The 26,975-nt window shown below is 35.9% G+C and carries 18 protein-coding genes; 5 read left to right on the top strand and 13 right to left on the bottom strand.

What is annotated here, in order from left to right; translation table 11 throughout:
- Nucleotides 1–77 precede the first annotated feature (77 nt).
- Nucleotides 78–1,391: an adenosylhomocysteinase gene (gene ahcY / locus IV494_RS00750; protein ID WP_196078267.1), complete on the top strand. Its 1,314-nt coding sequence runs from the start codon at nt 78–80 to the stop codon at nt 1,389–1,391.
- 66 nt (nt 1,392–1,457) lie between these two features.
- Here the strand turns inward: ahcY and IV494_RS00745 are convergent, their stop codons facing one another.
- Nucleotides 1,458–3,185 carry a tetratricopeptide repeat protein gene (locus IV494_RS00745; protein ID WP_196078266.1) on the bottom strand — a complete coding sequence of 576 codons (1,728 nt, stop codon included), beginning with the start codon at nt 3,183–3,185 and terminating at the stop codon, nt 1,458–1,460.
- Between the two features lie 558 nt (nt 3,186–3,743).
- Here IV494_RS00745 and IV494_RS00740 point away from each other — a divergent pair.
- Nucleotides 3,744–4,190: a hemerythrin domain-containing protein gene (locus IV494_RS00740; RefSeq protein ID WP_196078265.1), complete on the top strand. Its 447-nt coding sequence runs from the start codon at nt 3,744–3,746 to the stop codon at nt 4,188–4,190.
- A gap of 51 nt (nt 4,191–4,241) precedes the next feature.
- Here the strand turns inward: IV494_RS00740 and IV494_RS00735 are convergent, their stop codons facing one another.
- Entirely contained in the window at nt 4,242–5,594 is a 1,353-nt protein-coding gene (locus IV494_RS00735) for a DEAD/DEAH box helicase (RefSeq protein ID WP_196078264.1), read from the bottom strand.
- Nucleotides 5,595–5,646: 52 nt separating this feature from the next.
- Here IV494_RS00735 and IV494_RS00730 point away from each other — a divergent pair, with 52 nt between their 5' ends.
- Entirely contained in the window at nt 5,647–6,288 is a 642-nt protein-coding gene (locus IV494_RS00730; protein ID WP_196078263.1) for a hypothetical protein, read from the top strand.
- Between the two features lie 130 nt (nt 6,289–6,418).
- Complete coding sequence (locus IV494_RS00725) at nt 6,419–8,569, top strand: outer membrane beta-barrel family protein (RefSeq protein WP_196078262.1); 2,151 nt, start codon at nt 6,419–6,421, stop codon at nt 8,567–8,569.
- A 40-nt stretch (nt 8,570–8,609) separates the two neighbouring features.
- Here the strand turns inward: IV494_RS00725 and IV494_RS00720 are convergent, their stop codons facing one another.
- The 6 genes from IV494_RS00720 to purM form a co-directional block, all read right to left on the bottom strand.
- Nucleotides 8,610–10,253 carry an ABC1 kinase family protein gene (locus IV494_RS00720; protein WP_196078261.1) on the bottom strand — a complete coding sequence of 548 codons (1,644 nt, stop codon included), beginning with the start codon at nt 10,251–10,253 and terminating at the stop codon, nt 8,610–8,612.
- Nucleotides 10,254–10,345: 92 nt separating this feature from the next.
- The gene (gene guaA, locus IV494_RS00715) at nt 10,346–11,875 is read right to left on the bottom strand and encodes a glutamine-hydrolyzing GMP synthase (protein ID WP_196078260.1); all 1,530 of its coding nucleotides are present in this window, start codon (nt 11,873–11,875) and stop codon (nt 10,346–10,348) included.
- Between the two features lie 202 nt (nt 11,876–12,077).
- On the bottom strand, nt 12,078–13,316 hold the full coding sequence (gene purD, locus IV494_RS00710; RefSeq protein WP_196078259.1) for a phosphoribosylamine--glycine ligase: 1,239 nt from the start codon (nt 13,314–13,316) through the stop codon (nt 12,078–12,080).
- Between the two features lie 125 nt (nt 13,317–13,441).
- Nucleotides 13,442–14,959, bottom strand: a complete 1,518-nt coding sequence (gene purH / locus IV494_RS00705) for a bifunctional phosphoribosylaminoimidazolecarboxamide formyltransferase/IMP cyclohydrolase (RefSeq protein WP_196078258.1) — start codon at nt 14,957–14,959, stop codon at nt 13,442–13,444.
- A 150-nt stretch (nt 14,960–15,109) separates the two neighbouring features.
- Nucleotides 15,110–15,676, bottom strand: a complete 567-nt coding sequence (gene purN, locus IV494_RS00700) for a phosphoribosylglycinamide formyltransferase (RefSeq protein ID WP_196078257.1) — start codon at nt 15,674–15,676, stop codon at nt 15,110–15,112.
- Between the two features lie 76 nt (nt 15,677–15,752).
- Nucleotides 15,753–16,742 (bottom strand): phosphoribosylformylglycinamidine cyclo-ligase, encoded by a 990-nt coding sequence (purM, locus tag IV494_RS00695; protein ID WP_196078256.1) that lies wholly within the window; start codon nt 16,740–16,742, stop codon nt 15,753–15,755.
- A 340-nt stretch (nt 16,743–17,082) separates the two neighbouring features.
- On the opposite strand from purM, the gene IV494_RS00690 reads away from it, so the two are divergent.
- Entirely contained in the window at nt 17,083–17,946 is an 864-nt protein-coding gene (locus IV494_RS00690) for a DUF808 domain-containing protein (RefSeq protein ID WP_196078255.1), read from the top strand.
- Nucleotides 17,947–18,156: 210 nt separating this feature from the next.
- On the opposite strand, the gene IV494_RS00685 is transcribed toward IV494_RS00690, so the two are convergent.
- The 5 genes from IV494_RS00685 to IV494_RS00665 form a co-directional block, all read right to left on the bottom strand.
- The gene (locus IV494_RS00685) at nt 18,157–18,879 is read right to left on the bottom strand and encodes a pirin family protein (protein WP_196078254.1); all 723 of its coding nucleotides are present in this window, start codon (nt 18,877–18,879) and stop codon (nt 18,157–18,159) included.
- A 222-nt stretch (nt 18,880–19,101) separates the two neighbouring features.
- Nucleotides 19,102–22,032, bottom strand: coding sequence for a M16 family metallopeptidase (locus IV494_RS00680; protein WP_196078253.1), 2,931 nt, complete (start codon nt 22,030–22,032; stop codon nt 19,102–19,104).
- A 191-nt stretch (nt 22,033–22,223) separates the two neighbouring features.
- Nucleotides 22,224–24,212 (bottom strand): protein-disulfide reductase DsbD family protein, encoded by a 1,989-nt coding sequence (locus IV494_RS00675; RefSeq protein ID WP_196078252.1) that lies wholly within the window; start codon nt 24,210–24,212, stop codon nt 22,224–22,226.
- 105 nt (nt 24,213–24,317) lie between these two features.
- Nucleotides 24,318–25,472 (bottom strand): TlpA disulfide reductase family protein, encoded by a 1,155-nt coding sequence (locus IV494_RS00670; protein ID WP_196078251.1) that lies wholly within the window; start codon nt 25,470–25,472, stop codon nt 24,318–24,320.
- A 107-nt stretch (nt 25,473–25,579) separates the two neighbouring features.
- Nucleotides 25,580–26,968 carry a RagB/SusD family nutrient uptake outer membrane protein gene (locus IV494_RS00665; protein ID WP_196078250.1) on the bottom strand — a complete coding sequence of 463 codons (1,389 nt, stop codon included), beginning with the start codon at nt 26,966–26,968 and terminating at the stop codon, nt 25,580–25,582.
- Nucleotides 26,969–26,975: the final 7 nt, after the last annotated feature.

Below are 26,975 nucleotides of genomic sequence, written 5' to 3'. Positions count from 1 at the left end.
GTAATAATAAGTATTTCATAATCTCATTTTAGATAAAGAAAGGGTTTTCGTATATTTGCAAAAAGTTTATTTAATAGATGGAAACTACAACACAATACGTTCCTTACAAAGTGAAGGACATGTCATTAGCAGAATTTGGCAGAAAAGAAATTAATTTAGCCGAAGCAGAAATGCCAGGTTTAATGGCGATCCGCGAAGAATACGGTCCTTCTCAACCTTTGAAAGGAGCAAGAATCGCAGGTTGTCTTCACATGACGATTCAAACTGCAGTTTTAATTGAAACTTTGGTTGCTCTTGGAGCCGATGTTACCTGGTCATCATGTAATATTTTCTCTACTCAGGATCACGCAGCAGCAGCGATCGCAGCAGCAGGAATTCCTGTTTACGCCTGGAAAGGAATGACTGAGGAAGAATTTGAGTGGTGTATAGAACAAACCGTATTTTTCGGAAAAGACAGACAACCATTAAATTTGATCTTAGATGATGGTGGTGATTTAACGAACCTTGTTTTCGATAAATATCCGGAATTAACTGCCGGAATTAAAGGACTTTCTGAAGAAACTACAACTGGAGTTCACAGATTATACGAAAGAATGGCAAACGGAACTTTGGTAATGCCTGCAATCAACGTAAATGATTCAGTTACAAAATCAAAATTCGATAACAAATACGGTTGTAGAGAATCTGCAGTAGATGCAGTGAGAAGAGCAACAGATTTAATGTTGGCTGGAAAAAGAGTCGTAGTTTGTGGTTACGGAGATGTCGGTAAAGGAACTGCAGCCTCTTTTAAAGGTGCTGGATCGATCGTTACCGTTACAGAAATCGACCCGATCTGTGCATTACAAGCTGCAATGGATGGTTTCGAAGTTAAGAAATTAAGCACTGTTGTTGAAAACGCAGACATCGTAATTACGACAACTGGAAATTACAATATCGTTAAAGGCGAAGATTTCAAAAGAATGAAAGACAAGACTGTTGTTTGTAACATCGGTCACTTCGATAATGAATTGGATATGGCCTGGTTGAATGAAAATTATGGTGATACCAAATATGAAGTAAAACCACAGGTTGACGTTTATAACATCGACGGAAAAGAAATCATTATTTTGGCAGAAGGTCGTTTGGTCAACTTAGGTTGTGCCACTGGACACCCAAGTTTTGTAATGAGTAATTCATTTGCAAACCAGACTTTGGCTCAAATCGAACTATGGACAAACGCAGCAGCTTACGGAAACGAAGTGTATATGTTACCAAAACATCTGGATGAAAAAGTAGCTTATTTACACCTTGCAAAATTAGGCGTAGAATTAGAAACTTTGTCAGAAGAACAGGCTAAATATATTGGAGTTGAAGTTCAGGGTCCTTACAAACCAGAATACTACAGATACTAGTCAATTAGCAATTAGCAATTAGCAATTAGCAAAAATAAAACGCTTTGAAAATTTCAGAGCGTTTTTTTAGTTTTCTACAGCGATCATTTGAAACAGAAGATCATATTTATCGCCCAGCTTTCTTTTCAATCGTTGCTTTGATTTTTTTACCGCATCAACAGTAATTCCCAACAATCCGGAAATTTCAGTATTCGTAAATCCTAATTTTTGAAGCAGAATTATCCGCAAATTAGAGTCAGTGATCTCTGGAAAATTCTGAATTAAATGATCGTAAAAACCAGAATGTTCACGCTGGAATTCATTTTTAAAATTACGCCAGTTCTCTTCCGTCATTAAATGAGACTGCAGCAGATTATCGAGCTTGCGCTGGTCCTGATCATCCGAAAATACTTCTGATTTTTTAATTTTATCAATTTCGAGATGCAGTTTTTGGATCTGAATATTTTTTTCCTTCAAAAAATCGATTTGTGAATCCAAAGTCTTGCTGGCAAAAGCCAGTTTTCTTTCATTACTTGCTTTTGTTTTTTCGTATTCTTTTATTTTATTATCATTTTGAATTTGCCTCAATTTCTCCCGGCTTTTCGCATTGAAAATAATAAAAAGTATGAGTAAGATCAATAAACCTGATGCGACAAAAATGAGATTTTTAATGAAAGACTGTTTCGAGAGTTCACTTTCCGTTGACGCAATATTTTGCTGATAATTTCTTTTTTGCATCATCCAGTTCGCCTGATTCAGTGGCATGATCCCATCGGTTTTATTCAATGAATCCTCCAGAACACCAATTCGCCTTCTGACCGCAAGTTCACCACCGGTTTTTTGGTTATAAATGATCTCTAATTTCAACTTTAAAATTTCCAGCTCATTAATTTTAAAATAAGATTTTGATTTAGCGATAAGATCTGCTTTTTTTAAAGCTGAATCTGCTTCCGAAATCTGATTATTTGCGATATATAATCTTGCTAAAACAGTGTAAGCAAACATGGTGTTTTGTTGCGCTTTAAAACGTTCAGAAATTTGAATATCTTGCAGAAGCAGTTTGATCGCGTTAGCGTAATCGTGATTTCTTTCATAAATAATTCCAAAATTACCGAGCGTTTTGGCGTATCGCACGCTGTCTCCTACAGATTTCGCCACTTCAGAAGCTATCTCTATATTTTTTCGGGCGTTTACAACATCACCCAATTCCAGATAGTAGGCTCCTAAATTATCGCTGATCTTCGCAAATTCGGCGGTATTCTTATTGGTATATTTAAGGGCTTTTTTCAAATAGTTGATGGCTTCCCTGTTATCACCAATGGTTCCCAAATAAAAACCAATTTTCGTAAAAGATTCGCTGGGAAATAGAATTTGTGCAGGATCACTTTGATTTATTTTTTCGATGGCAGCAACAAAATATGGGAGCGCCTCTGTTACCTGCCTGTAATTGTAAAAATATTCTGCGTAGCAAAGCGTGGCCCAAATTTCAAGCGCTTTGTTATCCAGTTTTTTCGCATTGGCAATAGATCTTGAATAATATCGATTGCTTACGCTGTTAATTCGGTCATATGCTTTTGCATGAACGTTTGCAAGCAAGAGGTTATATAACACCTTATCAGATTGCGAATTCCTTTTTCGAAGCGGTTCCAAAAAATTTTTAAACGCAGTGGTATCACGCACCAAATTATTTTTTGGCGATAAAATTCTCTCCCATTCAGCAATATTATTTTCAGCAGAATTCAGCTGTATTGTTTGTGCCCGGAAGAATAAAGTGGAAAGTATAAGAAATAAACTAAAAAAATATTTTATTCGCATTAAACTTTTAAAACAAAATTATACATGAAGATATAACAAATTCTGATAAATGTATATAATAACGGCATATTTTATTATGTTTATAGCATACTCAAAGTCGGTTTTGCATATAATTAAAGGATAGAAAAGATAAATAAAAATGATATTTTCAATGGTATCAGAAAAACCGAGCAAAATTGATAATTTTTAGAACATACTGCTAATTAATTGATAATGTAGTCAATAACACTGGAAAAAACTTTATTACAGACGAATTCAGAATTTGTCCACCCATTGTCCACCACGTAAATTAGATTTATTTGAGGGTAAATTTTACATTTACAGTGAAAAAAAATAATTATCGAACCTTTATTACTACTTAAAGTTTCGACGAGTTCTAAAAACACAAATGGTATACTCCTTTAACTAAAAAAGTTAAAGGAGTTTTTTTTAATATCCATGAAAATTATTGTATTTCTCAAATCCGCCGAAAATAGTTTTCTTTGAAGATGAAATTACCGAACTTGCAAAAGGAATTCTGCATCATTCAAAAACAATAATGCATTTAAAAATAAAATTATGAAAAGACACGAAGCTTTAATACAACTTAGCCGCGATCATCACTTTGGTTTATTGCTTTGCTGGAAATTAAAAGAAGGATTAAAAAGAGAAGTTTCTGTAGAAAGGATGGAGAAATATATTAGCCTTTTTTATGTTCAAAATCTAAAGCCTCATTTTGATGAAGAAGAGGAAACGATCTTTAAAGTTTTAGGCGAAAAACATCCCTTGATCAAAGAGGCGATCTCGCAACACAGAACCTTTCGAAAAATGATAGAGGATGGATTTAAAAGTCCGGAAGAAGTAGAAACTTTCCGTGCTTTGTTAGAACTTCATATTCGAACAGAAGAAAGAGAAATTTTTCCTGAAATTGAGAAACAAGCAACCGATGAACAGTTAGAAATCATTTTAAAACTAGACCATCCGGAATTGAAAGAACCTGAGTACGACGATATATTCTGGAAGTAATATTTCCGAAAACCTTAAAAAAATAATCCGGAAGTAAATTCCGGATTATTTTTATTTTTTTCTCTTTGCTTTCGATTTCGCTTTTTCCTGTGCCCGATTGGCTCCAATTTTTTTCGGAAGTTTTCTAGCGTGAGGACCACCCCAGTTTTCCTTCTTATTTTTATCTTTCTTCTCGTGAAATGCGCCGCCGCCTTCTTCCAACTTAATGACATTGGCGTTTTTCATCACCACTTCATCTTTTTCAGAAGCGATTTTAACTCTGTTAATTTTAACTTCTGCCGGAAATTCTTTAATAATTAAAGACTTATCCATCAAAACTTCAATATCTAATAATTGAGCTTCTTCCGTTCGCGTCACAAAAGAAACAGCGATCCCATTTTTGTCAGCTCTTCCTGTTCTACCAATTCTGTGGATGTACTGTTCCGGCACTTCCGGGATCTCGAAATTGATAACGTGCGTAATATCAGAAATATCAAGACCTCTCGCCATAATATCGGTTGTTATCAAACCACGAACTTCCTGTTTCTCGAAGCTTCGCATCGCATTCAAACGATAATTCTGCGATTTATTAGAGTGAATAACATCAAACTGATCCGGGAAAAGTTCCTCAATCTTAGTATAGAGTAGATCGGCGTGTTTTTTATTATTACAGAAAATCAATACTTTAGAAAAATCAGAATCTGTTTTCAATAAATATTCAAGCAAATTAATTTTGGTATTAAAGTTTTCAACTTTGTAGCCAATCTGTTCGATTTTTTCTAATGGCGTTCCCGATTTTGCGAGAGAAATTTCCATCGGACCTGAAAAATATTCATACAATAATGCATCAACCGCTTCAGTCATGGTGGCTGAAAAAAGAATGTTCTGTCTTTTCTCTTTCATCATCTGGAAAATATGCGTCAACTGAGCTTTGAAACCCAAATTCAGCATTTCATCAAACTCATCGATGATCAATTTGCTGACTTCTTTCAGAGAAATTGCATTGTCTATCGCGAGATCCATTACTCTTCCGGGTGTTCCTACTAAAATATCGCAACCATCATTGAAAAGTAATTTTTGCGTTTTAATATTTTTACCACCGTAAATTCCGATCACTCTTGCGGTAATATTTTGTGTTAAATTCTCTACAATTCCTGCAACCTGAACAACAAGTTCTCTCGTAGGAACTAGAATTAAAACGGTAGGATTTCCCGACTTGTTGTATTTCCAGTTTTTTAAAACGGGTAACAAATACGCCAAAGTTTTTCCGGTTCCGGTTTGAGCAATTCCCATGACATCGCGACCTGAAAGAATAGGTCCTAAACTTTTTTCCTGAATGGGAGTTGGTTCAAACAAATTTGAATCTGCTAAAACATCGAGAATTTTTTCCGGTAAATCAAAATCGGCAAAAGTGGTTTTTTCCATTTTGCAAAGATAGTTTTTTTGATAAGATTTAAATATTATGTATTTTGGATGAATGAAAAATTATACTTTTCTCATTCTTATCCTATTTTTTTCCTGTGAACAGAAGGTTAAGACAGGCTCAAATGTAAATTCTGCGAACTCAAATTCAACAATTCCACTTAAAATTCCGAAAGAGCAAGACTCCATATTAACCGCTTGGTCTCAGTATTATCAAAAAGAAAATCCAAATTTTAAACCCGAACTTTTCCAGTTGAAGGAAACTTCTCCAATTTCCTACAAAGAATCTTCTGTTGATATTCTACATCAAAAGGGTTTTAACGAAATCTACAAACCATTTTTAGTTTTTAATAAAAGCAGAGATCACTATTTAGATTTCGACAGTTACAACTGGTTCATCGATCCCAATGGAAATGCTGGTTATGAAGCCGATCAACAAGTTGTTGTCGTAGATCTTAAAAAAAAATCTGCAAAACAGATCGCTTTCTTTGGACCGTCGTTCTGGGTGGAAGATGCGTACTGGAAAAGTGATTCTGTGGCAGTACTACTGGGAAATTCCTACGAGAAAATCGCATTTAAAATGGAGTTTAACTTTAAAACAAATAAAGCAAAAAAATACATTTATCCAGATACCTTGAAATTTGAAACGCCTTATTCAAAAATAAGATTGAGAAGTAAAGGAATTAAAGTGGAGTAATTTTAAATAATCATTAACAAAACCTCATTCAAGTAACTTTTAGATTTTAATGAACACTAATTCAGGATAAAAATAAATTGGTGTAACGAAACGCTACTTTGCGTTGTCTATAAAGAATATAAACTATCGAATGAAATTTATCCTTATCACTTCCGCCGTGTTCTGCGCTACAATTTTTACCGCACAAACCAAACAAGACAGCATCAAACAAAAAAACATTCAGGAAGTTGTTGTGATCGCCAAAAAACCGACTGTTGAAAACAAAGTCGACCGAACAGTCTTTAATGTTGCAAACAGCTCGATTCTTTCCGGGAATACAACGTGGGATGTTCTTCGGATGACGCCGCTGATAAGTATCGATAACAATGACGTTATAAAAGCAGAAGGTGAAAGTGTGACGGTTTACATCAACGACCGGAAATCAGTGTTCACGGGAAAAGAACTGAAGGAATATCTAAGAACGATTCCTGCAGATAATCTCATGAAAATTGAGGTGATCACAAGTCCGTCTGCGAAATATGAAACTACAGGTGAAGTCATCAACATTGTTTTGAAAAAGCTTGAAAATGAAGGTTTGAAAGGAAGCGCAACGTTCACGAACAGTCAAAGCACGAAGAATTCACAATATTCTAATTTAAATCTTAATTACCACCGGAAAAACTTCACCCAAAATTTGACCGGAAGTTATAGTGATAATACAAGTGTAAGCAAAACCGATAACGAAAATTTTTTATATGCAAATAATTCATTAAGTCTTAATCACTCTGAAAATATTGATAAAAACCTTACTCCATCGATCTCCACAACATCGGAGTTAGAATTGAATGATAAAAATAATATCGGTTTTATCTTCGAATATTCTAAATCAAAAAGAAATCAAAATACAGATTCTTACGGAAGTAACTTTCTGAATGATCAGTTTCAAAATTCCTACACCAAAAATCAATATTTGACAGGGAGCTCGCAGAATCTTGGTAGCAACTTATTTTATAAATATTATGATAAGGTAAAAAATAAGATCTTAGATCTTAACATGGGAATTAATTACAGCGGTGTGAGTGACATTAATGATCATATAACCAATTTCAATACTGCAATTATTCCGCTCGGAACGAGAATTATTGCCAATAATCAGGAGCGGGAATATTATTTGAAAGCAGATTATTCTCAACCGATCGGTTCTGGCGGAAGTCAGCTGGAATTCGGTGGGAAAATTGATTTCAAAAACAATGTTATTCCGTACGACTATTTAAATCTTGCGGATAACCAATGGGTTTTTGACAATTCGAGAAGTAATAATTTTCACTATACGGATAATTTAAATTCACTTTACGCCAATTTCAGCAAGACATTTTTTAAAAAACTGGAAACGAGAATTGGATTACGGTTTGAACATATTTCTTACACCATAAAGCAAGATGTTGGTTCTATCGAAAAAAGCAATTCCTACAGTACGCTACTTCCCGACTTGCTGGTAAAGTATTCCCTATCGGAAAATTATAATTTGAGCGCCACTTATAACCATAATATTTGGAGACCTTATTATTCAGAGTTTAATCCGTTTTTATTGCCTGGAGACGACGGAACGTATTACCGCGGAAATATGGATCTTCAAGCCAATCCGAGCGATCGCTTTTCCCTGAAATTAGGGTTGAAGAAAAAATATTTTGTCTCCCTATCTTACTTCTTTACCAACCATGATTACTGGACTTCTTATGTTGTTGAAGATGGAAAAACCATCAGTACACCTACGAATTTTGATGGTAAAGCAGAACGGTATTCTTTGAGTTTTAATACGAATCAAACTTTTCTGAAAAACAAGCTGAATATTAACGTGAACATCAATGCAAATTACGCGGACAACAGTGATTTCAATACGAGAAATAATTTAAATGCTAAAAATTACATCACCAATTTCACAGGTTCAACAAATATGTCTTACACCAATTTATTTGGAAAAGATATTAATTTAAACGGTTGGGTTGGAGTTTTCACTCAAAATAATGGAAATTCGCTTGGCAATAAAACAAATATTTTCCACACCATCTCGGCGACTAAAATATTTCCCAAACTGGAAATGGAAGCAACTTTAAGATTAAATAATATTTTCTCTAAACCTTCTTTCGATAGTACGACTTATGCGCCAATTGGAACTTTTAGAACGGCATCGGTTTTTGACTGGTACGGCGTTTCTTTTTCTTTGGTCAAAAGATTTGGAAATCAAAAAGTAAAAGAAAACACGAAAACGAATGTGGAAAAAGATAGCGGTGGATCAAAATAGTTTGAACATTTTAATAAACCTTTCTCAGCATTTTTTGAAATTATCTTTTCATCAATCTAAGAAAAAGTATCAGTATCAGAAAAATCGAAAGTGTAAAACTGAGGATAATTAAAAGCGGAATTCCACCAATATTGTAAGCACTTTCTGAATTCCAGAGAATAGCGGTGGAAATAATATTCGCACACAAAACCATGGTTAAAATTAGATTCACAATGCTCGATTTAATCAGTTGATGTGTCTTATCAATATTCTTAATCTCGCTCGTGACTGTAAATTTATTTTCATCTAATTTCTGAAGAAGCGAACGCAATTCTTTCGGGATCTCTTCAATATTATCCGCAAGTTCGAGGAGTTTTTGCGAACCGGATTTTACTAATTTTTTGGGAGATATTTTATTGAAAATGATTTTTTTAGTGAAAGGCTGCAGACTTTTTACAATATCTAAATCCGGATTAATACTTCTTCCAACGCCCTCTATCAGACTGATACCTTTCAAAAGCAGATACAAATAATCGGGCATATTGATTCTGTTGTTCTTTAAAGTATTGGCCATTTTGGCGACTAGTTTCGGAACATCAATATTTTGGATCGAACCGCTGTGAACGAAATTGAGCACGTCTTCAACATCATTTTGAAAAGCTTTTTCATCCGGAATCTCATAACTCACCGCCATCTTCTTTAGATTTTTAACGATCTTGGGCGCGTTTTTCGAGACAAATGCCACGATGAGCTGCTCCAGAATTTCTTTATCATTGGGTTGAATTTTTCCGACCGCGCCAAAATCAATGAAAACGACTTTGCCATCTTTCTTCACCAAAATATTTCCGGCGTGCGGATCAGCGTGGAAAAAGCCGTAATCTAAAATCTGAGAAACAAATAAACGCAAACCAATTTCGGAGATTTTCACGGGATCGATTTCATTTTCCAAAAATCCTTCTTTACTGGTGATTTTCAGTCCATCAATAAATTCCATGCAAAGAATATTGTTGCTGCAAAATTCTTCATATACTTTCGGAACGTAGGTTTCCTTATTATTTTTAAAGTTTAAAGCGAATTGCTGAATATTATTTTTTTCGTTGATCAAGGAAATTTCTTCCAGTAAAGATTTTTCGAACGTAGAGATCGCCTGTTTCAAATCGAGTTTCTCCCCAATTTCTGAATAGGTCGTAATGACTTTCACCAAATCATGCAGCAACAGCAAATCATCCTGAATATTTTCCTGAACGTTCGGTTTTTTGATTTTCAGAATTACTTCTGTACCGTCATGTAAAACTGCTTTGTAAACCTGCGCTATTGACGCCGTTGCCATTGGTTTTTTCTGAATGTCCCTAAAATAATCCTTCGGAGAAATATTGAATTCCTGCTCTAAAATTTCTTCCACATTCAGATCAACTTCTTCTACTTTGTCCTGAAGTTTCTGTAATTCCGTAATTAATTCTGGTGGTAATAAATCTTCACGACTGGAAAAGGTTTGACCCAGTTTTACAAACGTAGGTCCCAATTCCTCTAAAGCCATCCTGATTCTTTCGTAAACAGAATTCGTAAAAACAACTTCATTCTCATCAACGGAAGGTTCGTTCTTCGCCAGATTCATTCGCGCTAAAATATCTTTGAAACCATATTTGCTAAAAATGGAGATCAATTTTGCTGACCGTTTTAATTTCCGTTGTTGTTTATTAAACATAAAGTTGTTTTACAGGGATTTGGCAAAAAGTATTCCCCAATTCTTTAAAAAAGGGGAATATTTGTCATGTCTTTTATATTGAGAAATCTAAATTATTCCCACTCAATTGTTGCAGGTGGTTTGCTCGAAATATCATAAGCGACACGGTTGATCCCTTTCACTTCATTGATAATTCGGTTAGAAATCGTATCTAAAAATTCGTAAGGAAGTCTGCTCCAGGTTGCAGTCATAAAATCGGTCGTATTTGCGGAACGAACGACTGCAGTATATTCATATGTTCTTTCGTCGCCCATTACTCCAACAGATTTCACAGGAAGTAAAACGACGAATGCCTGCGAAACTTTATCGTACAGTTCATTTTTGTACAGTTCTTCAATAAAAATATCGTCGGCTTCCTGCAGGATCTTTACTTTTTCTTCATCTACTTCTCCTAAAATTCTTATTCCCAAACCTGGTCCGGGAAAAGGATGACGGTGAACCAAATGATGGGGAATTCCCAGTTCCTCTCCTACTTTACGAACCTCATCTTTGAAAAGTTCGCGCAAAGGTTCTAATAATTCAAAACCCATTTCTTCTGGCAATCCACCGACATTATGGTGAGATTTAATGACAGAAGAAGGTCCTTTTACAGACTGACTTTCGATAACATCCGGGTAAATTGTTCCCTGTGCTAAAAATTTCGCGCCTTCAATTTTATGAGATTCTTCGTCGAAAACAGCAACGAATTCATTACCGATAATTTTCCGTTTTTGCTCCGGATCTGAAATTCCTTTTAACTTGGAAAGAAATCTTTCGGAAGCATCGATCATCTTAATTTTTAAATTAAAATGTTCGCCGTAATTTTCCATCACTTTTTTTCCTTCATCTTTTCTCAAAAGTCCGGTATCAACGAAGATACACTGCAACTGATCGCCGATCGCACGATGAATTAAAACAGCAGCAACGGAAGAATCTACACCGCCAGAAAGTCCTAAGATCACTTTTTGATCACCAACTTTTTCTTTAATATCTGCAATGGTTTCATCGATATAATTGGTGAGTTTCCAGCTTTTTGGTGCTTTACAAACATTGAAGATGAAATTTTCGAGCATTCTTGCTCCTTCTTCCGTGTGAGAAACTTCGGGGTGAAACTGAACGCAATATATTTTTTTGGATTCATTGGATATCGCAGAAATAACATCGGTCATTCCATTGACATAAAATCCTTCGGGAACCGTTTCTACTTCGTCGAAATGGCTCATCCAGACGGTAGAAAAACGACTCACGCCGGAAAGTAAACTGTTGGATTTTTGGATCTCCAGTTTTGCTTTTCCATATTCTCCTTTTACACCTTTCTTTACAGTGCCGCCCAATAAATGGGTGATGAGCTGCATTCCGTAGCAAATTCCTAAAATGGGAATATTTTTCTCAAGAAGTGATTTTTCTATTAAATGTGCATTTTCTGCATTCACAGAACTTGGTCCGCCCGAAAGGATGATGCCGGAAGGATTTCTTGCCAAGATGTCGTCGATCGGAGTATTAAAAGGAATGACTTCTGAATATACGCCGTGCTCCCGAATTCTTCTGGCGATCAACTGATTATATTGAGAACCGAAATCTAAAATGATGATACCGTTGTTCATGAATAGAATTTATTTCTTTGGTTTATGGTCTGTAATGATAAAACGTTTTGTCTGATCATTTATTTTATTTTGAAATGGAGTCTTAACTAGCCCCGATTGTAACGAAAATTCTTTTTTAAAAAAAAAGATTGTAGTGGAAAGCGGGAAATAGCTCCTGAAAAAACTGAAAAAAAAAGACGTGAAAAATCACGCCCTTTATATTTTAAAATTTCCCGATGTCTTCTCTGTAAAACGCGTAATCAAATTGAATTTTCAACGCATCTTCATAGACTTTTTTCCGGGCTTCATCGTAGCTGTCGCCTGTTGCGACCACGCTTAAAACGCGACCACCAGTGGTTACAATTTTGTCACCGGCATATCTCGCGCCTGCAAACATGATCTGGCTATTTGTAACTTTATTTAAATTTTTAATCTCAAATCCGGTATCAATTTTATTGGGGTAACCGCCGGAACACATCACCAAACAAACTGCTTTTTCGTCTTTGAATTTAAGTTCAATATCTTTTCCATCCAGACAATCGGTGATGACGTCGAGAAGATTATTTTCCAGCAATGGCAAAATAACCTGAGTTTCCGGATCGCCCAGTCTCAAATTGTATTCTAAAAGGTAAGTTCCGTCATTGGTGACCATTAAACCAAAGAAAATAAATCCTTTGAAATGAATACCTGCACCTTGAAGTCCAGCCAAAGTTGGCGCTAAAATATTTTTTTCGAAATCTGCGTAATGCGCATCTGTAAACTCCGGACTTGGTGCAACGCTGCCCATTCCACCAGTGTTTGGACCTTTATCGCCTGTCCATGCTTTTTTATAATCTTTTACAGAAACACATGGGAACAATTTTTTACCGTTCGCAAATGCAATAATTGAAGCTTCAAAACCTCTCAAATATTCTTCGATGACCAACTGAATTCCGGCATCACCATAAATTCTTTCGATCATAAAACGGTGAATCGTTAATTCAGCTTCTGCCAGATCATTGGCGATCACGACTCCTTTTCCGCCGGCAAGTCCGCTTGCTTTGATAACGATCGGGAATTTCTGAATCTTCACATAATCCATGGCATCTTGATACGCCTCAAAAACTACGGCTTTTGCAGTTTTAATGTTATTGGTCTGCATGAATTTTTTGGAAAAAGCTTTGCTGCCTTCTAATTCGGCAGTTCTTTTTCTTGGACCAAAAATTTTCAGTCCGTGTTCTTTAAATTCATCCACGATTCCTTCTACCAAAGGAGCTTCCGGACCAACGATGGTAAGATCGATTCTTTCATTAATGGCAAAATCCCGCAAAGCGACTACACTTTCTTCATATACGTTTTGACCAAGTTTAGCGGTGGTTGCATTGCCTTTTGCAAAATACATTTTAGAAATTCTGCTGTCGCTGTGTAATTTCATAGCGAGTGCAGATTCTCTTCCGCCGTTTCCTACGATTAATATTTTCATATTTAGTTTGCTTATTTAGAGTTTTACAAAATTACTGATTTGTAAATGGATTTCAAATTTAGTTTGAAGAAAAGTTTCTTAATTTTTAGTTACCACTGCGGATAACATTGATAATCAGCATTTAATCAATGGAAAAAATGACGCATTCCTGTGAACATCATCGGAATTCCGTGTTCGTTTGCAGCTTCAATACTTTCCTCGTCGCGCATACTTCCACCAGGTTGAATAATTGCTTTAATTCCTTCTTTTGCACAGAAATCTACAACATCCCGGAAAGGGAAAAATGCGTCTGAAGCTAAAACCAGATCTCCGGAGAATTTCTGTTTCGCTCTTTCTACGGCATGTTCGGTTGCCCAAATCCTGTTCACCTGTCCGCCGCCAATTCCTAAAGCCTGATAACCGTTGGAAACAACGATTGCATTTGATTTCACATATTTTACAACACGCTGCGCAAATAAAAGTGCTTTCTCCTGTTCTGCAGTTGGTTGAAAAACGGTTACTGTTTCTATTTTTTCTGAAAATTGACTGTCATTATCCTGAACTAAAATTCCGCCATCTACTTTTACCCAGGTTTGAGCATCGGAAATGGGATTTTTAATTTTGATAATTCTTAAATTTTTCTTTTTTCTTAAAATTTCTAAAGCCTCTTCATCGAAATCTGGTGCCATCACAATTTCGAGAAAGGTTTTATTCAATTCTTCTGCAGTTGCTGCATCTACTTTGAAGTTCATACCAATAATTCCGCCAAAAATGGAAACTGGATCACATTCAAAAGTTTTCTTGTACGTTTCTAAAGCTGAAGTTCCGACTGCAACTCCACAAGGTGTGGAATGTTTTACGGCACAACAAGCCATTTCGTCTTTGAATTCGTTAACAACTTTCCAACATAGATCCATATCGCGGAGATTGTTGAATGACAATTCTTTTCCGCCCAAAATCTCGAAATCTTTCATCGCGCCGTTATCCGTTGTTGAAACATAATAAGCAGCAGTTTGATGAGGATTTTCGCCATATCTCAGGTCAGAAACTTTCTTGTAAGAAGCATTTAAATATTGTGGATATTCTTCTTCCAAAAGCATTTTAGAGATCGCGCTGTCGTACGCAGAAGTTAAATTGAATACTTTTCCGGCTAGTTTTTTTCGTGTTTCTAAAGTCGTGTCGCCAGTTTCTGCAATTTCCTGCTGCACTTTTGCATAATCTTCAACATCGGTCAAAACTGTTACTGAATTATAATTTTTTGCACCGGAACGCAACATTGAAGGTCCGCCAATATCGATGAACTCTACTTTTTCATCCAGAGAAATATTAGAATTTGCATTTTCGAAAAATGGATAAAGATTGACGATCACCATTTCTATCAAGCCAATACCGTGTTGCTGAACGGTTTTCATGTGTTCTTCATTCGTACGAACCGCCAGTAAACCGCCGTGAACTTTCGGATGTAAAGTTTTCACGCGACCATCCAACATTTCAGGAAAATCGGTGACTTCATCAATTTGAATCGGATTTAAACCCGCTTCTTTTAAATGCTTGAATGTTCCGCCTGTGGAAACCAATTCGTAATCGTTTGCTTCTAAAAACTTTGCAAAATCTATGAGTCCGGACTTATCGGAAACGGAGATGAGCGCTCTTTTCTTTGACATTTTCTTTCTTTTTTACTTTTTATTAGATACCGTTCTTTCACCAACGGTTATTATAGTTGAATTCCTTCGGAATTCGTTTTTTGATATTTATTTCTATTTTCATAGGGCTTTACCCTATGCTTTTGATTACGCCATTTCATGGCTTTATGCCTACATTTTATTTAAAACAATTTTAATTGCCTTGGGAAAAATTTCAAATTCTGTCTGATGGATTTTTTGGGCTAAAGTTTCTACCGTTTCATTTTCGGCAAGTGGAAAAGAATTTTGGAGGATAATTTCACCTTCATCAATCCCGGAGGTTACGTAATGAACCGTCGCACCACTTTCTTTTTCTTTTGCTTCTAAAACTGCTTCGTGAACATGATGTCCCCACATTCCTTTTCCACCAAATTTTGGTAATAATGAAGGATGAATATTGATGATCTTGCCATTAAAAGATTCACAGAATTCTTTATTTAAAATTGATAAAAATCCGGCGAGAACAATTAAATCTGTATTTTCTGGAATGGTCTCTTTTAATTCGAAAGAGAAATTTTTTCCTCTTGGAATTATGTGAACAGCGATACCATATTTTTTGGCACGTTCCAAACCGAAACATTCGCGATCAGCAATCACTAAAGAGATCTGAGCATTTGGAATTTCTCCACATTCGATGCAGTCGATAATTCTTTGAAGGTTTGTTCCGCTACCGGAAACTAAAACGACAATATTTTTCATTAAATTCAACAATCAGGAACAAGTAATATATTTAAAGTAATCTCACTTTACGATCACTTATCCGTTTGCGACGATTTTAGATTATTTTTATTTTATCTGAACCTTCAGTAATTTCCCCGATTTCGTAAGCGTCATCAACAAGATCGAGTACTTTTTCGGCATGTTGTTCATCAATTACTACGACCATTCCAACTCCCATATTAAAAGTTCCATACATTTCCATTCGATCAATATTTCCGCGCTTTTCTAATTCCAGCATAACGGAAGGAATTTTAATTTTTGAGGCATCGATCGTTGCACACAAATTCTCCGGTATAATACGCGGAATATTTTCAATAATTCCACCACCGGTAATATGGGCGATCCCACAAACGGCAATTTCTTCCAAAATTTTATGAATCGGCTGGTAATACAATCTAGTAGGAACGAGAAGTGTTTCATATAAAGGTTTTCCTTCAAATTCTTCATTAAAATCCGGGAAAATTTTTCTTACAAGGGAAAAACCATTAGAGTGAAAACCAGAGCTTGGAAGTGCAATAATTTTACAACCTTTCTTAATATTTGAACCATCGATGATCTGATCTTTTTCTACAATTCCGACACAAAAACCTGCAACATCATAATCGCCGGGTTTATACATTCCGGGCATTTCTGCAGTTTCTCCACCGATCAAAGCGCAGTTATTGTCTTTGCACGCTTTTACCATTCCCATCACAATTTCAGCAGCGATCTCGGAATCTAATTTTCCACACGCTAAATAATCGAGGAAAAATAAAGGTTTTGCGCCGTGACAAATAATATCATTTGCGCACATTGCAAAACAGTCAACGCCTATCGAATCGTATTTTTTGGAATCCAAAGCAACTTTCAATTTGGTTCCTACTCCATCGGTTCCGCTCACTAAGACAGGGTTTTTGTAACCTGCGATTTCATAGAATGCGCCGAAACTTCCGAGATTATTCAACACATTTGCATTATGTGTTTCTGCAACGGCAGTTTTTATTTTATCTACGGTTTTGTAACCTTCTTCCTTATCGACTCCTGCTGATTTATAGGTATTGCTCATTTTCTTTTCTTTGAGGGTATAATTCTAATTTTTTTATTTAAAACTTGAAGGTTTATTTTGACTCCAATAAAAAAGCCGGCAGTCATTCTGACCGTCGGCTTTTTCTTTATTTTTCAGCGTCGTTTACATTTCCAAATTCTTGGATTTCCTTTTTTGGTGAATGTAATTGATGCAGTTTCACTTTGAAAATTTTGTTCTGCGAAAATAATGATTTTTAAGGTGACACTAAAATTATAAACCATAATTTTTCCACAATTTTAGAAATACAAATTTATTCACTGTTTAAATTATTCTGAAAACATCTAAAGGAATTCTTTATTTTTGCGGCAAATAAAAAAATATGGCCTCGGGAATTTTCGTTATTTTAGATGATATTGCAGCATTGATGGACGATGTCGCAGTTGCGTCGAAAGTAGCCACCAAACAAACGGCAGGAATTCTGGGCGATGATCTAGCAGTGAATGCGGAGAAAGCTACAGGTTTTCTATCATCAAGAGAAATTCCGGTATTGTGGTCGATAACAAAAGGTTCTTTTATTAATAAGTTGATCATTATTCCGATCGCTTTTTTGCTGCAGTTTATTTATGCACCTGCGATTAAAATTATTTTGATTCTGGGCGGACTTTATCTGGCGTACGAAGGGGTGGAAAAGATCATTGAATATTTCTTTCATAAAAAAGAAGAACACGCAGAAGTTATCGAAGAAGTTAGAGATGATGCAGAAGCTGAAAAAATTAAAGTAAAATCTGCCATCACGACCGATTTTATATTGTCTTTAGAAATTGTCATTATTGCTTTAGGTTCGGTTCTTGAAAAAAGTTTAGCCATCCAGATTATTACGGTTTCTGTCGTTGCGATCTTAGCAACTGTCGGCGTTTACGGAATTGTCGCATTGATCGTAAGAATGGATGATGCGGGTTATAAACTCATCAAGAAATCAAATGACAAAGGATTTTTGAAAGTATTGGGAACTGTTCTAGTAAAATCTTTACCGATCATTATTAAAGCATTATCCGTTATTGGAACTTTGGCTTTATTGCTTGTTTCAGGAGGAATTTTCGATCATAATATTGAAATCATTCATCATTTTCTTCCCACTTTTCCTGATATGCCGAAACATTTTATTTACGGAATTATCGCGGGATTGATCATGGTGGTAATTGTTTTGGGTGGAAAGAAGTTTTGGAGTTTTGTAAAGAAATAAAATTTTAGAATGATAAATAAAACGGGTCGCATGAACTGCAACCCGTTTTTTTTTTGAAAATCGTAAGGATAACTTTGAAACGGTTGAAGAATTTAAACGCTGGGAACGCAAAGTTATTATTGTTATTATTTCTTACAATTGCGGACGCAAAGGCGTTTCACTTAGCAAAGGCTCCCGTTTTTCTGCCAGCAATTTTACAAAAGATTTGTATTACATTTTAGGGAGATCCATGGGAACTTCCATTACTAATATTTCGGAATCTTCTGTAGCTTCTAAAGTGAAAGATTCTGTTTCCCATATTCCTAAGCCGTCTCTAGTTTCTAAATTTTGATCGCCAATTTTTGCGGAACCTTTCAAAACAAATAAATAAACACCATTTTTCGGGTCGTGTAAATGATATTCTTCTGAATTTCCTTTTTCAAATTTCGCTAGATTAAACCAGGCATTTTGGTGAATCCAAACTCCTTCATCATCGGGATCTGGAGACAGGATCTGTTGAAAATCATTTAATTTCTCACCTTCTTTAATACTGATTTGATCGTAACGCGGCTCAACATTTAATTTGTTGGGAATGATCCAGATCTGCAAAAACTTAACAACCTCATCTTTGTTTTTATTGTATTCGCTATGCTTCACGCCAGTTCCGGCACTCATTACCTGAATTTCTCCCTTTTTGATGACCGCAGTTGTCCCCATAGAATCTTTGTGCTCTAAATCACCTTCGAGTGGAATAGAAATAATTTCCATATCCCGATGCGGATGTGTTCCGAAACCCATTCCTGATGCGACCTGATCATCATTTAAAACACGCAAAACCCCAAAGTGCATCCTTTCAGGATTGTGATAATTTGCGAAACTAAAAGTGTGGTGAGATTTCAACCAACCGTGATCTGCAAAACCTCTGGAATCTGATTTGTGATAAACTGTTTTCATATTGTTTTGTTTTTAATTAATTTTTGTTACCATTAATTATTATACAAAAATACTGCGTTATCGATTGAAATTCATTGACTTAAGATAAGAAATGAATTCATCACGATACAATAAAACCATTAAAACAAACGAAAAAGTCCGGTAAAATACCGAACTTCTTCTAACACAAACTATTAAACTAAAAAAACTATGAACTAATTTTTTTTTAAAACACTTTAATTATTAATAACCGAAAATTTCTTTCAGATTTAATTTCTTATGATCTCCGAGCTTTTTCAGATCAGCTTCGGTCAGATTTTTTTCTGAAGCGACTACCGAATACGTATAAGGTTTACCGGAAATATTCTTTTTGTAGAAATCATTCAGCTGGCTAAATTCCAGACTTCCTGCCTGATTATAGATGTCCTCACGAATATCTTTATTTGTTCCCAGATCACGCGCTGCCAAGTAATCGAAGATGATATCATCCTGCATAATTCTTTCGTTCTCAATATCCTTTTTAACCTGAACTTTCGCTAAGGAAAGATTCTCCGGGAATTTTGGCAAGTCGGTCAACAATTCATTCATCGCTTTTGTTGCATCTGCGAATTTATCAGACTGCGAACCAACATAAGCCGTCACAAAATAATGGTCGTCTTTTTTTCTTGGACTCACATATAATGCGTACGTACTGTAAGCCAAAGCTTTACTCTCACGGATTGTTTGGTTAACGATCGTTCCCATTCCTCCACCAAAATAATTATTGAAAACTGTAATTAATGGTTGGTTTTTCGCGTCGTAAATACCAGAATTTCTTGTCCATTGCGTTTCTGCCTGAACCATATCGTAATCAGCAAACAAAACCTGTGGTTTTTCCGTCATGATCTGCGTGAAAACTTTCGGAGTTGGTGGTGTTGCGAACTTCTTTGGAATTGCATGAAGCTTTTTCAACTTTGAAGTTAAGGGAGTCAAACTTTCCGGTCCATAATAAATGATCGTTTGGTCGTAGCTGTTTAACTTTTTGATGGTCTCTAACAATTCTTTCGCCGTCACTTTATTTAAAGCTTCATCAGAAAAATTATAATTAAATTTATTGTCTTTTCCATAAGACGAATAACTTATTAATCCCTGAAGAATCGCGCCTTTGTTATTCTTCATATCTGTTCTGGATTTCGTTAACCTGGCTTTCAATGCAATAAGCGCTTCTTCATTCGGAACTGCATTTACCACAAGATCTTCATATAATTTCACGGCTTTATCGAAATTTTCCTGCAAACCTTCGATGGTCACCATGGTAAAATCTTCGGCGGTCATAATATTGAAGCTGCTTGCGATCTCGTAAAATTCTTTAGAAATATCTTCGGAAGATTTTTTATTGGTTCCTAAAAACTGCAAATATTTCGCGGCAAGATCCTGTTTCAGATCGTTGTTCTTTCCGATCTTGTAACGGTAACGAAGTCTGTATAATTGATTGTCTTTATTTTGAACATACAATACTTCTGCACCGCCAATTTTAGCGCGCTGAATATCTTTATCATAATTCAAAAAGACAGGTTTCACTTCTTTGGAAGGCATTTCGTCGATCAATTTTACGAAAGCACTTTGCTTATCGGTATTCGTTTCTACCGGCGTGATCACTGGCTTTACAATTTTTGCAGTTTCCGGAGATTCTCCTTTTCGCTTGTAAACTGCCACGTAATTATCTGCAAAATATTTATTTGCAAAATCTACAACTTGTTGCTTCGTAATTTTAGATAAATCATCCGTTGCAGCAACCTGAGTGCGCCAATCTAATTCATTGGTAAAAGCTTCCATCAAGATATCTGCACGTTCGCCATAGCGCTCACTCTGCATAATTTCAGCCTTCTTTCTGTTATTGATGATTGAAGTCAATAATTCCTGATCGAAATTTCCTGACTTTAAAAGTTCCATTTGCTGGAATATTAAAGTTTTTACTTCCTCTAAAGTTTGTCCAGAAGTTGGTGCGCCAGAAACCGTGAAAACACCATAATCGATCAGCGGTAAAACACTTACTGAAGCCCACAGCAATTTCTGCTTTTTAACAAGATTCAGATCCAATAAACCTGCTTTTCCGTTGCTTAAAATATCGCCAACCAATTCTGCGATCAAAATATCTTTGTTCTTATTGTTTGGCAAACGGTAACCGATCATTACTTTTTCCGCATTTGGACCAACTACTTCTTTGATAATTGGCTTTGTGATCGGCGTTTCCTGTACAAATTGATAAGGCGTAATTTCTTTATTTTTTAAATAAGAAAAATCCTGATCAATTTTTTTAATGACTTCATCCGGATTAAAATCTCCGGAAAGAATCAATCCCATATTATTGGGAACATAATAATTGTTATAATATTTTCGGATCTCCACTAAAGAGGGATTTTTCAAATCTTCAACCGTTCCGATCGTAGTTTGTTTTCCGTAATTGTGATTCACAAAAAGTTTCGCCAATAAAGTTTCGAAAGCCTGCGCGCCGTCATTGTCTAAGTTTCTGTTCTTCTCTTCGTAAACTGCTTCCAGTTCCGTATGGAAAATTCGTAAAACAGGATTTCGGAAACGTTCTGCCTGAACCGCTAGGTATTTGTCTAAGGAATTCGTCGGAATATCATCCGTATAAACCGTTTCTTCAAAACTGGTGAAGGCATTTGTTCCTTGTGCTCCCATTGAACTCATCATTTTATCATATTCATTGGCGATGGAATATTTTGACGCTACGCCGGAAATGGAATCAATTTGATGATAAACGGCTTTTCTTTTCGCCTCATCTTTTGTTTTATTGAAGACTTCATACAGCGCATCGATCTTATCGAGCTCCGGTTTTTCTTTCGCATAATCCAGCGATCCGAATTTGTCGGTTCCTTTGAACATCATGTGTTCCAGATAATGCGCTAAACCGGTGTTCGTAGAAGGATCGGTTTTACTTCCGGCTTTTACTGCGATGAAAGCCTGAACTCTTGGCTCTTTTGGGGTTGGACTTAAAATCACCGTCAAACCGTTTTTTAAAGTGTAAAAACGTGCCTGCATCGGATCATTTGTGACATATTTGTAGGTGTAACCGTTTGCGGTTTCCGTTTTCCAAACATGTTCCTGCGCGTTACTGAGAACCGAAGTTCCCAGTGCACACAGTAGAATAAATAAACTCTTACTTCTTTTCATTTAACTTTTTATTTATTTTTATTTTTAATTTCTTTATTGAATTTCTGTGTTAACTAAAATGGAAATTCTTAACGCAAAGACGCAAAGTCTTTTACTTTTGCTGTAAACGTTGTGGCTATTTAAGGGCGCAAAGGCGTTTCACTTAGCCAAGGCTTTAGAGTAAATTTCTTAAAGTCAACCACGGAAAATTTCTATTTCTTATTCTTTTTAAAATAATCTAAACCACATTCGAGGAAGTCTTTGAAATGTTGTTTTGGCATGTAGCCAGAGACCGGATTGTTAATAATTTGTCCGTCTGGCGTTACTAAAACATAATGCGGCTGGGAATTGTTATTAAAGTTGACTTGCTGAAACATGCTCCACTTGTCACCGATGGTTTTTATTTTTTTCATTTTGCCAGCGCCCATATCAATTGTTTTTTGCTGATCTGCGGGCAAAGCTTCTTTATCATCAACGTACAATGAAGCAAGAATAAATTCATTTTGAAGGGTTGGTAAAATATCGGGTTCGTTCCAGACAAACTCTTCCATCTTACGGCAGTTTTCACAACCATAACCGGTGAAGTCGATTAGAATTGGTTTGTTTTCCTTCTTGGCTAATTCTAAAGCGGTGAAGAAATCATGTTCGGGATGCATTCCGTAAATTCCGTCGGATTCTTTATGGAAATAACTCACGTTTACTGGAGGTAAAATCCCAGATAATAATTGAAGTCGCGGTCTTTCGGAAGGAATTAATCCCTGAATTAAATAGACGATAAAAGCAATTCCTAATACTCCGAAACCTTTTCTTGTCCAGGAGATCTTGGCTTTTTTATCATCGTGCGGAAATTTGATAATTCCGAATAGATACAGAACTAAACCAATCGTAATGATGATCCACAAAGCGATGAATAATTCTCTTTTCAACAAGAATGTTTTTGTTACCAGATCTGCTTTGGAAAGGAACTTTAAAGCCAATCCTAATTCGATGAAACCTAAAACTACTTTCACGGTATTCATCCAGCCACCAGATTTTGGTAAACTTTGTAAAGCTTGTGGAAATAATGCGAGAAGTCCGAAAACGATTGCCCAAGCAAAACCAAATCCGGCTAAAGCGGAAGTCAATAACATGGGAACATTTGCAGAACCTGTTACAGCGCTTCCCAGTAAACTTCCTAAAATCGGACCTGTACATGAAAAGGAAACAATCACTAAAGTTAAAGCCATAAAAAAGATACCGATCATTCCGCCTGCTTCTTCTGCCTTGGAAGATCTGTTCGCAATTGAACTTGGTAAAGTGATCTCGTAATAACCGAAGAAACTTCCTGCAAAAAATATGAAAATGATAAAGAAGGCAACATTCAGCCAAACTGAAGTCGAGATCTCATTAAATATATTTCCCGCAATCCCGTCGATAATATGGAAAGGAACACTTAGCAGAACGAAGATCAGGAGAATAAAAAATCCGTAGATGAACGCGTCTCTTTTTCCTTTGGATTTGTCTTTATTTCCTTTAGTGAAAAACGAAACAGTTAAAGGTATCATTGGAAAAACGCACGGTGTCAACAGAGCGATCAATCCACCAATAAATCCGAGTAAAAGATAAGACCAGTAATTTTCGGAAGGTTTTTCTGCGGCAATACCGCAATCTGTCAAAGGGTTTTGTAAATCGATGCTTGCCACTTTCAAATTATCACCCTCATCGCCAGAGGAATCTTTCAAATCGGTTTTTGCATCCTCTAAAACTTTTCCATTTTCGATCGATTTTTCAAAACTTAATGTATTGGGTGCTAAACAGATTTTATCATCACAAGTTTGATAGTAAATTTCAGCTTCTACTTTGGCTAATTTCGAAGGATCTTTAACCTTAAATTTTTGTTTAAAGTCAGCTTTTTCAGAGTAATAAATAATTCGCGCTTTGAAAGCTTTTGAATATTCATCATGCTTTTCGCCGATCTCTTCTACGCCACCAATGAGATCAACATCTCTTCCCGCAATTTTAATTTCAGTGGGAATTCCGGAGTTTGGCGGCAGATCTTTCGAATAAATATGCCAGTTCTGATCGATGGTCGTGTGAAAAACAGCTTCGTAGACATTGTCTCCCAAAGCATTGATCTTAAAATCAACTTTGACTGGATCTTTGACTTGCGCCGTAAATAACAAACTGAAAAGTCCTAGAAAGAGCAAAATAAACTTTTTCATAATGTGGAGGAACTTAATTTTAGAAAAAACTGCTGGTTTAGAAATGGGGAAAAAATTCTAATATGAAGAAACCAGTTCTTTGAACAGCCAGCAGTTTTAGTATTTTTATTTGATGAATTTAGAAAGTGTTCTGTCTAAATCGAATTCACGAAGTTCGTAGTTTGAAGCTACAATTTTGCCGTTCTGATCTATTAAATAACTTGCAGGAATACCGGAAATACCATAACCTGCAACTTGTGGATTTCTAAATTCTCCTTCAAGAATTATATTAGGCCAAACTGTTTTCTCAATATCCAAAGCTTTGATCCAGGCGTCGTTTTTAGAATCTAAAGAAACCGATAAGATGTCTAATCCTTTTCCGTGGTATTTAATATACGCCTTTTTTAAATTAGGAATTTCGCCTCTACACGGTCCACACCAACTTGCCCAGAATTCCAAAATGGTATATTTATTTTTAGCAACCATATCTGCTAATTTAATTTCGTTTCCATTTCTGTCTTTCCCGGATACATTTTTGTACATGCTGCCAACTGTGACCGTTTTCGCATTGTCGCCCATGGTTTTGAATTCATTCATCATCTTTTCGTAGTAGGTAATATAATCGCTTTTTCCAACTTCTTTTTTGTACTTATCCAGTCTTGCTAAGATTTTTTCGGCGGTGTAATCTTTGTCGCTGATCATCGTAGAAGCGATCGCTTTTGCCATTGGTGGATTATCATTAGCAACTACTTCTTTCAAATAATTGTTTTTAATTTTATAAACCTGATCACCTACTTTGTTGACGATTTTACGCGCTTCTTCTACTTTAGCTTCATCATTCATATCCAGATTGGTGAACTGCTCTTTCGAAACCTTTCTTCTTTCTATATTTAATTTGGCATAATTCGCGTCTTTTTCATAGCCGTAAACAATACTCTGAATTTTTCCACCTGTGATATCTGTATTCATATCACGGTCTTTAATATCAATGTTGATATTATCATTTTCCAGAATAAAAGGAATATAAAGGTGCAATTTATCATTACTAACACCTGCTGGTGCAGCTTCTGCAGCCTTTCCTTTGAAAACGAAATTGCCGTCTTTGTCTGGTGTAACACCTGCAATTTTTTCATTTTTATAATCTAAAAGATAAAGTGAATCTGCTTTAAATTCGGCAGGTAATTTAACCGTCACCTGATACTCCGATTTTTCTTTGGAACACGAAACTGCAGTTGCAGCTAAGACTAATGAGAGAAGAAAACTTCTTACTAATTTTTTCATATGTAACTTCTTGTTTTTTATTTCATACGAAATCACCAATCAATATTTTTCGCTTTTGATTTTTGTTAATGGTGATCTCCTATTTTTAATTTAAATGTTTTTTAATTTTAGTTTTGAGGCATATCAGGATTAAACTTTAAAACTTGCGCCGGAATTGGCATGATCAGTTTTCTGGAATTGGCTTCTGCCGTGATCGTGATATTATTGGTGCCCTGAACTTTATGAATGGTTGTTTTCGCATATGCAGATTCCAGATTTTCGCGTTTCAGATCGAAAAGTCGCGTGTTGGTATAGATCATTTCACGACGGCGTTCTTCTAAACAAAATTTAGTTAAGGAATTTGGTGTCGGAAAGTCATCTGCTGAAAGTTGCACATTATCTAAAACTCTTTTGTCGCGCAAAGAATTCAATAAATTTATAGCGGCATCAGTGTTTCCTAAACGTGCTTCGGATTCTGCAAGCGTAATGTACATTTCCGGAACAGAAACAGAGGTCGTTCCTTTAAAGTTATAATCATAACTTCCCATGATATATTTAATGACCGTTTGACCATTGATGATGACAGGATTTTCGATAAACTGCTCGGTTAATCGGATGTCACTACCATCTTGTGGAAATATAGATACAGCATCCTCACTCAGATAACCATTTCCAGGTTGGTTCATGCTGTGAGTTGCGTACTGCTCATTAAGTTTGATAGAAAGATTATCATTTGAAAAACTTGGCTGCGTATAATCTACGAGTGTAGAATTTTTTGCAAGAGCCATTTCTGCATACTTCTTTGCATTTTCATAATCACTTTTGTAAATATTTGTTCTCGCCAAAAGGGCATAACCGGCTGCAACCGTTGGTAATAATTTAATATCCGAATTATCCGGTAAATTCTTAATTGCGATATTTAAATCGTTAATGATCTGCGTATAAACTAAATCTACGGTTCCACGGGAAGGTAATTTTTGGGTAACATCAGCTTTTAAAACCAATGGAACTCCTAAATCGGTTTTTGCAGAACTTGCAGAATATTGCTTTGAAAAAGTATTCACCAGAAATAAATATTCATACGCTCTACCATAATAAGCCTGTGCTTTTATTTTTCTTCTCAATTCTTCAGTATCTCCAGCTCCTAAAGTGGCGCCGTCAACTTCTTCGATGATTTTATTGAAGGTGTAAATATTTCGGTAGGCATCATTCCATGCAGAATTGGCAACGGTAGGATCAGCGTAACGGTAATCGCTCCAGGAATACAATGCAAAGTTGATATTCAAAGGATTGTTCACATTTCCAACTTCTGTAGAAGAAAGATAAAAATTGTCGTTCGAGTAGTGGAGAACCTGTTCGTTTCCCGTAACATTGGGACCGGAATCTCCACCGATAAGCAACAAGCCATAATCGGCAACTGTTGTTGGGATTACGTAGCCTTTTGGCACCACATCTAAATAATCGCGGCAGGAAAAGAGGAGTAAACTTCCTACCAACAGTAACATATATTTTTTCATTTTCTTT

Origin of the sequence: Kaistella gelatinilytica (assembly GCF_015679325.1) — a bacterium.
In the GTDB taxonomy this organism is placed as follows: domain Bacteria; phylum Bacteroidota; class Bacteroidia; order Flavobacteriales; family Weeksellaceae; genus Kaistella; species Kaistella gelatinilytica.
This window is presented reverse-complemented; position numbering and strand designations above follow the sequence as displayed.

Coding starts and splice junctions, on each gene's coding strand:
- purH (WP_196078258.1), bottom strand. CDS start 14,959: ATGTCAAAGAAAAGAGCGCTCATCTCCGTTTCCGATAAGTCCGGACTC.
- guaA (WP_196078260.1), bottom strand. CDS start 11,875: ATGAACAACGGTATCATCATTTTAGATTTCGGTTCTCAATATAATCAG.
- IV494_RS00740 (WP_196078265.1), top strand. CDS start 3,744: ATGAAAAGACACGAAGCTTTAATACAACTTAGCCGCGATCATCACTTT.
- purD (WP_196078259.1), bottom strand. CDS start 13,316: ATGAAAATATTAATCGTAGGAAACGGCGGAAGAGAATCTGCACTCGCT.
- IV494_RS00675 (WP_196078252.1), bottom strand. CDS start 24,212: ATGAAAAAGTTTATTTTGCTCTTTCTAGGACTTTTCAGTTTGTTATTT.
- IV494_RS00735 (WP_196078264.1), bottom strand. CDS start 5,594: ATGGAAAAAACCACTTTTGCCGATTTTGATTTACCGGAAAAAATTCTC.
- ahcY (WP_196078267.1), top strand. CDS start 78: ATGGAAACTACAACACAATACGTTCCTTACAAAGTGAAGGACATGTCA.
- IV494_RS00670 (WP_196078251.1), bottom strand. CDS start 25,472: ATGAAAAAATTAGTAAGAAGTTTTCTTCTCTCATTAGTCTTAGCTGCA.
- IV494_RS00680 (WP_196078253.1), bottom strand. CDS start 22,032: ATGAAAAGAAGTAAGAGTTTATTTATTCTACTGTGTGCACTGGGAACT.
- IV494_RS00720 (WP_196078261.1), bottom strand. CDS start 10,253: ATGTTTAATAAACAACAACGGAAATTAAAACGGTCAGCAAAATTGATC.
- IV494_RS00725 (WP_196078262.1), top strand. CDS start 6,419: ATGAAATTTATCCTTATCACTTCCGCCGTGTTCTGCGCTACAATTTTT.
- IV494_RS00690 (WP_196078255.1), top strand. CDS start 17,083: ATGGCCTCGGGAATTTTCGTTATTTTAGATGATATTGCAGCATTGATG.
- IV494_RS00745 (WP_196078266.1), bottom strand. CDS start 3,185: ATGCGAATAAAATATTTTTTTAGTTTATTTCTTATACTTTCCACTTTA.
- purN (WP_196078257.1), bottom strand. CDS start 15,676: ATGAAAAATATTGTCGTTTTAGTTTCCGGTAGCGGAACAAACCTTCAA.
- IV494_RS00685 (WP_196078254.1), bottom strand. CDS start 18,879: ATGAAAACAGTTTATCACAAATCAGATTCCAGAGGTTTTGCAGATCAC.
- IV494_RS00665 (WP_196078250.1), bottom strand. CDS start 26,968: ATGAAAAAATATATGTTACTGTTGGTAGGAAGTTTACTCCTCTTTTCC.
- IV494_RS00730 (WP_196078263.1), top strand. CDS start 5,647: ATGAAAAATTATACTTTTCTCATTCTTATCCTATTTTTTTCCTGTGAA.
- purM (WP_196078256.1), bottom strand. CDS start 16,742: ATGAGCAATACCTATAAATCAGCAGGAGTCGATAAGGAAGAAGGTTAC.